The 3152-nt window shown below is 74.5% G+C and carries 4 protein-coding genes; 2 read left to right on the top strand and 2 right to left on the bottom strand.

From position 1 onward, the window contains the following. On the top strand, window positions 1-1325 hold a 1325-nt coding region (locus FOE67_RS21040; protein ID WP_182666408.1), incomplete at its 5' end, for a N,N-dimethylformamidase beta subunit family domain-containing protein. A gap of 214 nt (window positions 1326-1539) precedes the next feature. Further along, window positions 1540-2475 (top strand): phosphoribosylaminoimidazolesuccinocarboxamide synthase, encoded by a 936-nt coding sequence (locus FOE67_RS21035; RefSeq protein ID WP_182666407.1) that lies wholly within the window; start codon window positions 1540-1542, stop codon window positions 2473-2475. A gap of 73 nt (window positions 2476-2548) precedes the next feature. On the opposite strand, the gene FOE67_RS21030 is transcribed toward FOE67_RS21035, so the two are convergent. Together FOE67_RS21030 and FOE67_RS21025 are read right to left on the bottom strand one after the other, a co-directional pair. Further along, window positions 2549-2884, bottom strand: a complete 336-nt coding sequence (locus FOE67_RS21030; protein ID WP_182666406.1) for a DUF2335 domain-containing protein — start codon at window positions 2882-2884, stop codon at window positions 2549-2551. A 23-nt stretch (window positions 2885-2907) separates the two neighbouring features. Then, window positions 2908-3152: hypothetical protein (locus FOE67_RS21025; RefSeq protein WP_228474126.1), on the bottom strand; the 245-nt coding region annotated here is incomplete at its 5' end.

The raw sequence follows: 3152 nt of genomic DNA, 5'->3' as shown, positions 1-3152 counted from the left end.
TCGCCGCCCCCCGCCGGGGCGGCGACGAGCGCGGCGGCCCCCGCACCTCCGACGACGTGGACCTGCGGATCAAGGGCTACTCCTCGGTCGGCGCGGTCGCCCCCGGCGAGTCCATCGACTTCCGCGTCACCGTCAACCCGCCCCGCAGGTTCACCATCGACATCTACCGGATCGGCCACTACGACGGCGCCGGCGCCCGCCACGTCTCCAGCAGCCCCACCCTCATGGGCACCAGCCAGAGCGCCCCCCTGGTCGCCGACCGCACCGTGTGCTGCCACCACTGGTGGCTCTCCTGGCGCCTGCCCGTCCCCACCGACTGGCGCCCCGGCGCCTACGTCGCGGTGCTCACCACCCTGGACGGCGAACACCGTTCCCACGTGCCCTTCACCGTCCGCGATGACCGCCCCTCCGACCTGCTGCTCCTGCTGCCCGACATCACCTGGCAGGCGTACAACCTCTTCCCCGAGGACGGTCGCACCGGCGCCAGCCTCTACCACGCCTGGGACGCCGACGGCCGACTCCTCGGCGAGGAGGACGCCGCCGTCACCGTCTGCTTCGACCGCCCCTTCGCCGGCGCCGGCCTCCCCCTGCACGTCGGCCACGCCTACGACGTCATCCGCTGGGCCGAGAGCCGGGGCTACGACCTCTCCTACGCCACCGCCCGCGACCTGCACGCCGGCCGGGTCCGACCGGGCAACCACCGGGGGCTGGTCTTCCCCGGCCACGACGAGTACTGGTCGGTCCCCATGCGCCGCGCCGTCGAGCGGGCCCGCGACACCGGCACCTCCCTGGTCTTCCTCTCCGCCAACACCATGTACTGGCAGGTGGAGCTGGGAGCCCTGCCCAACGGCGACCCCGATCGCCTGCTGACCTGCACCAAACGGCGCGGCCCCGGGCGCTCCGCGCGCTGGCGCGACCGGGGGGAGTCCGAGCAGACCGTGCTCGGGCTCCAGTACCTCGGCCGGGTCCCGCGGCCCCGGCCGCTGGTCGTCCGCAACGCCCACCACTGGTTGTGGGAGGGCACCGGTCTCGCCGAGGGCGACGAACTGCCCGGCCTCGTCGCCGGGGAGGCCGACGGCTACGCCCCCCGGGTTCCGCTGTCCCCCTACGAGAGCCGCATCCTGCTGGCCCACTCCCCCTACCGCGACGACGCCGGGGTCACCCGCCACCAGGAGACCTCCCTGTACCGGGCCCCGAGCGGGGCCTGGGTCTTCGCCTCCGGCACCTTCGCCTGGTCCCCCGCCCTGGGCCGCCCGGACCACACCGACGAGCGGATCCGGCGCGCCACCGCCAACCTGTTCGACCGGATCGCCGGAGGCGGCTGACCGGCCCCGGCTCCCGCCGACGCGGCACCGGGGGACGCCGGCCGGTGCCCGTGCCCGGCCGGTCCCGGGGCGCGGCGTTTCGGCCCCGGACACCCCGCCGCCCGGCCCCGGAGCGGCGGGGAGATCGTCCTCGGGGGACAATGGCGGTTCCGAACCCCACCGACGCGCGCGCCGCCCGTCGGCCGCCTCATCGTCTCTCTCCCAGGAGAACGCCGTGCCCGGATTCGTGGAAACCCCCCAGCCCGCCCGGGTCCCCGGGCTGGAACACCTGCACACCGGCAAGGTGCGGGACCTCTACCGCAACGAGGCGGGGGAACTGGTCATGGTCGCCAGTGACCGCATCTCCGCCTACGACTGGGTGCTGCCGACGGAGATCCCGGACAAGGGCCGCATCCTCACCCGACTGACCCAGTGGTGGTTCGACCAGTTGGCCGACCTGGTCCCCAACCACCTGATCTCCACCGAGGTACCCGACGGGGCCCCCGCCGACTGGGAGGGCCGGGTCATGGTGTGCCGGCCGCTGGAGATGCTGCCGATCGAGTGCGTGGCACGCGGCTACCTCACCGGCTCCGGCCTGGTGGAGTACCGCCGCGACCGCACCGTCTGCGGCCTCGCCCTGCCGCCCGGCCTCGAGGACGGCTCCGAGCTCCCGGCCCCCATCTTCACCCCCGCCACCAAGGCGGAGGTCGGCGACCACGACGAGAACGTCACCCACGAGGAGGTGGCCCGCCGGGTCGGCGTGGAGACCGCCGCCGAACTGCGCCAGCTCACCCTCGCCGTCTACGGCCGCGGTCGGGACATCGCCCGTGATCGGGGCATCATCCTCGCCGACACCAAGTTCGAGTTCGGTCGGGAGGCGACGGCCCCCGGGAGCGGCGAGGGGGAGGCGGCCGCCGGGCCGCTGGTCCTCGCCGACGAGGTGTTGACCCCCGACTCCTCCCGCTTCTGGCTGAAGTCGGAGTGGGCGCCGGGCCGCCCCCAGCAGCCCTTCGACAAGCAGTACCTCCGCGACTGGCTGGCCTCGCCCGCCTCCGGCTGGGACCGCGACGGCGATGCCCCGCCCCCGCCGCTGCCCGAGGAGGTCGTCGCCGGCACCCGCGACCGGTACACCGAGGCGTACCGACTGCTCACCGGTCTCGCCTGGGACTGACGGCCCCGGGGCGCCCCCGCGCCCGTTCCGCCCGGCCGGGCACCCCCGGCGGGGCGGAACGGCCGGACACCGCTCAGGACCGGATGAGGAACGAACGGATCAACATCAACAGCGGCAGGGACAGCAGCGCGATCCCCGCCACCTGGTTGTCGAGCAGGAAGAACGCGCCGGCTCCGCTCATGGCGGCCAGCGTGAGCGTCGCCGCCAGGAGTTGACCGCGCTGGGCGGTCCGTATCTCCGCCTCCGCCTGCCGCTCGGTGACCCGGATGTTCCCGGTGGCCACCGTCTCGGCCATCCGCAGGATGCGCTCGGCGGCGCCCGGGAGCACCCGCTCGTACTGCTCCAGCACCCCCGGCGCGGGCAACGGGCCCGCCCACGCCTGCTCGACGGTCAGCCGGCCCGCCTCCACGCCGCCCGGCCCACCCGGGCCGTTCAGTTCCGCACCGATCGCCCCACGCTGTTCACGCCCTCGCGGATCGCCCGACCCACCGCACGCCATGCAGCCCGCACCGGCCGATGCGCCTCCACCTGCTTCCGCGACCTCCGCAGCCCCGGTGACGGATCGAGGTTCAGGGAGGCGAACCCCCTGGTCAGATCTGTGGTCAGGTCGGACATTCGATCCGACACGGTCCGTGGTGCCATCCCGGCCTTCCCCTCCGTCCCCCCGGTCATCTCCC

The sequence above is a fragment of the Streptomyces calidiresistens genome (assembly GCF_014141525.1).
In the GTDB taxonomy this organism is placed as follows: Bacteria; Actinomycetota; Actinomycetes; order Streptomycetales; family Streptomycetaceae; genus Streptomyces; species Streptomyces calidiresistens.
This window is presented reverse-complemented; position numbering and strand designations above follow the sequence as displayed.